Annotated in this window: 3 protein-coding genes; all 3 read right to left on the bottom strand. The window is 58.4% G+C overall.

The genetic code is table 11. From position 1 onward, the window contains the following. Positions 1-19: 19 nt before the first annotated feature. The gene (locus HMPREF9538_RS22095) at positions 20-1,522 is read right to left on the bottom strand and encodes a M16 family metallopeptidase (protein ID WP_002921436.1); all 1,503 of its coding nucleotides are present in this window, start codon (positions 1,520-1,522) and stop codon (positions 20-22) included. A 219-nt stretch (positions 1,523-1,741) separates the two neighbouring features. Continuing rightward, positions 1,742-3,028, bottom strand: coding sequence for a dicarboxylate/amino acid:cation symporter (locus HMPREF9538_RS22100; RefSeq protein ID WP_002921438.1), 1,287 nt, complete (start codon positions 3,026-3,028; stop codon positions 1,742-1,744). A 156-nt stretch (positions 3,029-3,184) separates the two neighbouring features. After that, positions 3,185-4,067: EAL domain-containing protein (locus HMPREF9538_RS22105; protein WP_009484218.1), on the bottom strand; the 883-nt coding region annotated here is incomplete at its 5' end.

The following is a 4,067-nucleotide window of genomic DNA, read 5'->3' as shown; positions in this document are numbered from 1 at the left end:
GCGCCGGAGAGGCGTTAGGTTACTGCCCCGGCGGGATGTCGCTGGCCTCGCTGTGGGCGTCAACCGTATCGGCGCTGCCGCTAGCCGCCGTGGCCGCCGGATTCGGCGCCATCAGTTTTTCCCAGGTGGCCTGCAGCTCCTTCATATTGTATTCCGGTTCGCCCTTCGGCTGTTGCAGCACCAGCGCCATGTCCTGCGAGAGCTGCTGGCGCAGATACTGGTTCAGCATGTCCACCGTCAGGGAGTTGAGGAACTCCTGACGCAGCTTCTGGTACTGCTCCGGCGCGATGTCCACCACCTGATTCTGCAGGGAGCGCATGCGCTGGCTCATCAGAATGTCGGTGTCAGTGCGCGCATAGGTGGCAAACAGCTTCTGCAGCTCGAGGCTTTTCTGGGCGATAAGCGCGTCAAACTCCTCCTGAGGCAGCCCGTTGTCCCGCACTTTCGCCAGCTCGCGCGAAACCACGCTCAGGTTGTTGTTCAGGCGCTCGCCCGGGGAATCGATGTTGATGGCGCACTGCGCGCGCTGATATAGCACCCGGCAGTCAAAGCCAAGGCCAATATCCTTCACGTTATTTTTGCTCAGACTCTGCTGCACGTGCCAGAACAGCGCTTCACGGGCGAGATCGTCACGCCAGTAGCGCTGCAGCGCCGCGGAGTCGCGGATCGGCTGCCATGGCGCATCCCACATGATGGACAGTTTGTCCTGACGCACCGCGTTGGTCATGATGCTGACCGGTACGGTAGGCAGCGGCGATAAGGTCGGCACCGCTGCGGGGGTTTCCCGCTTGCCCTTCAGATCGCCAAAGGTCTTATTGATTTGCTCGGCAACGCTGCGGCTGTCGACATTCCCCACCACGATCAGCGTCATGGCGTCGGGGGTGTACCATTTTTGATAAAAGTCTTTCAGCTGAGCCACGTCGATCGGCTGCTTCAGCGGCGCGGCGGGGTCATGGCCCAGCATGGTGGACCCTTTCAGGCGATAGCGCCACCAACCCTCTTTGGTATCCAGTGGCCAGGTCGCCACCATGTCGCTGCCCTGCAGCGCATGATTGATCGATTCAGGCGTAATGGCCAGTTTACCGCTGGCGTCCGCCAGCCAGCTCAGCGCCTCTTTCAACAGATCGTTGCGGTTATTGGGCAGGCTGAGATTAAACATCGTGTAATCGTAGGAGACGATGGCCGGCGGCAGAGGACGCTTCGGGTCAATACTCTGCTGCCATAAAGAGCGCGCCTGCATCGTCGGCAGGCTGCCGCTTTGCGTCAACGCCAGGCGGGGAATAAAGCGGCTGAAACCGCTCTGCTGAGTGCTTTCGCTCAGCGAGCCAATATTGACGGACAAACGGACTTCGATACGGTCGCTGGGACGTTGCGGCGTGGCCAATACCTGCCACGACAAACCATTCGCTAAGGTCCCTTGTTGCCAGGCCGGATCAGGCTGGAGCGCTTCTGCCTGCACATAACCGGCCGCCGCTACCATCAGCAAACCGCCCGTTAAGAGTTTAATTGTTGTGCCCTGCATGTGAACCCCTGATGAACATTCCTGGTTACAACAGCACCCCACTGACGGGCTGCCGAAAAAAGTGAGAGTGAAATACGTCGGTTAGACCACACGGAGACGAAAATGTCGCATGACAACGTAAAATAATCATTTCGTGTCATTCCCGCCGGGCGGGAATGACCTCTAATTATGCGCAGGAGGCCGTACTCCAGCAAGGGAGTACGGGCCTAAGAGGAGGATTTAAGAGGATAATTCGTGCGTTTTGTTCGCCGGAACACGGTTATTCAGAACGTCATCCATCTGTTTGGCATCCAGTTCTTTCACCCATTTCGCCACCACCACCGTGGCAACGCCGTTACCCACCAGGTTAGTCAGCGCGCGGGCTTCGGACATAAAGCGGTCGATACCGAGGATCAGCGCCAGACCAGCCACCGGTAAATGACCGACGGCCGAGATGGTCGCCGCCAGCACGATGAAGCCGCTGCCGGTCACCCCTGCCGCCCCTTTCGAGGAGAGCAGCAGCACCACCAGCAGGGTGATCTGATGGAAAATATCCATATGGCTGTTGGTCGCCTGGGCGATAAAGACTGCGGCCATCGTCAGATAGATAGAGGTGCCATCGAGGTTGAACGAATAGCCGGTCGGGATCACCAGGCCTACCACCGATTTACGGCAGCCCAGCTTCTCCATCTTGTCGAGCATTCTCGGCAGCGCCGATTCTGATGAGGAGGTCCCCAGCACAATCAGCAGCTCTTCCCGGATATAGCGGATAAATTTGAAGATGCTGAAGCCGGTGGCCCGGGCGATGCTCCCCAGCACCACCACCACGAACAGGATACAAGTGATATAGAAGCAAATAATCAGCTGCCCCAGCTGCACCAGGGTGCCGACGCCATATTTACCGATGGTAAAGGCCATGGCTCCGAAGGCGCCGATCGGCGCCAGGCGCATGATCATATTGATAATGCCGAAGATAACCTGGGAGAAGCTTTCAATGACGTTGAAAATCAGCTGACCCTTGCTGCCCAGACGGTGCAGGGCAAAACCAAACAGGACGGCGAACAGCAGAACCTGCAGAATGTTGCCGCTGGCGAAGGCGCCAATGACGCTGCCCGGGATCACATCCAGTAAAAAGGCCACTACCCCTTGATCTTTAGCCTGCTCAGCGTACACCGCCACCGCTTTCGCATCGAGCGTCGACGGGTCGACGTTCATCCCGGCGCCGGGCTGCACCACGTTGACGATAATCAGACCGATAATCAGCGCGATGGTGCTGACCACTTCGAAATAGAGCAGCGCCACCGCCCCGGTACGGCCGACGGCTTTCATGCTTTCCATCCCGGCGATCCCCGTCACGACGGTACAGAAGATAACCGGAGCAATCACCATTTTAATCAGCTTAACGAAGGCGTCGCCGAAGGGTTTCATTTGCGCGCCCAGTTCCGGGTAAAAATGGCCCAGCAGAATACCGATCGCTATGGCCGTCAGCACCTGGACATAGAGGCTTTTAAAGATAGAGGTTTTCATAGGGTGTCCTTTGGGAATAACCACAGAGCAAGAAGGGATATTTGACGTCTGTGGCTTAAAAATAACACCCTGGAAACATTTCAGAAATAACTAACGCCGAAAGTGCAACGCAATTGTTAAAATCTTTGAGCTGACTCGCACAAGTCAACAAAACATTTACAAATTTACATCCTCCCGGGCCGGGGAGAGATAGCGCGCGCTGAATGCCTCCTGCGGTAAAGCGCAACCGAACAGATGGCCCTGGAGCACCTCGACGCCCGCGGCTTGCAACCAGCGGCGCTGGGCGTCGTTCTCCACCCCTTCCGCCACGATACGCAGCGACAGGCCGCGCGCGAGCTGGATCATCGCCGGCACCATGCTGACATCCTCCGGCAGCATATCGATGAATACCTTATCAATTTTCAGAATATCCACCGGCAGGGCCTTCATCTGCTGCAGCTGGTGCAACCCGGCATAACCCATGCCAAAATCATCCAGCGCAATCTGTACCCCGGCCTCGCGCAGCGGTCGCAACCGGGCCATCACATCCTGCGGATCGTCCATCCGGCAGCTCTCCGTCACCTCGAGGATGAGGGTGCCCGGGGCGATGCGGTAGCGGGCGATCAGCTTTAGCATCTCCTCGCCGCGGTCGTGTTCCAGCAGCTGGAGCAGGGAAACATTGACCGACAGCGGCAGCATAATCCCCTGGCTTTGCCAGGCCGCCAGCTGGCGGCAGGCCTCTTCCATCACCCAGTAGCCGACCGGGATAATCAGCCCGCAGGACTCAATGCGCTCAATCAGCGACGGCGGTAGCGACCAGCTGCCATCCGCCTGCCGCTGACGCAGCAGTACCTCGGCGCCGCAGATCTCGCCGCTGGCGCAGGCCACCTGCGGCTGCAGCCAGATCGCGAACTGCTGGTTATCGAGCGCGGTCATAATGTCGTGCTCTTCCATCAGGCGGCGCTGAGCCTTTTCCATCTGCTCGGGATCGAAGAACTCGATCTGGTTTTTGCCTTTACGTCGTGCGGTGACGGCGGCCGACACCGCGCGCCGGGAAAAC

It is taken from the genome of Klebsiella sp. MS 92-3 (assembly GCF_000195655.1).
GTDB lineage: Bacteria > Pseudomonadota > Gammaproteobacteria > Enterobacterales > Enterobacteriaceae > Klebsiella > Klebsiella pneumoniae.
The sequence above is the reverse complement of the archived record's forward strand: the minus strand, read 5'-3'. Positions and strand labels throughout refer to the sequence as shown.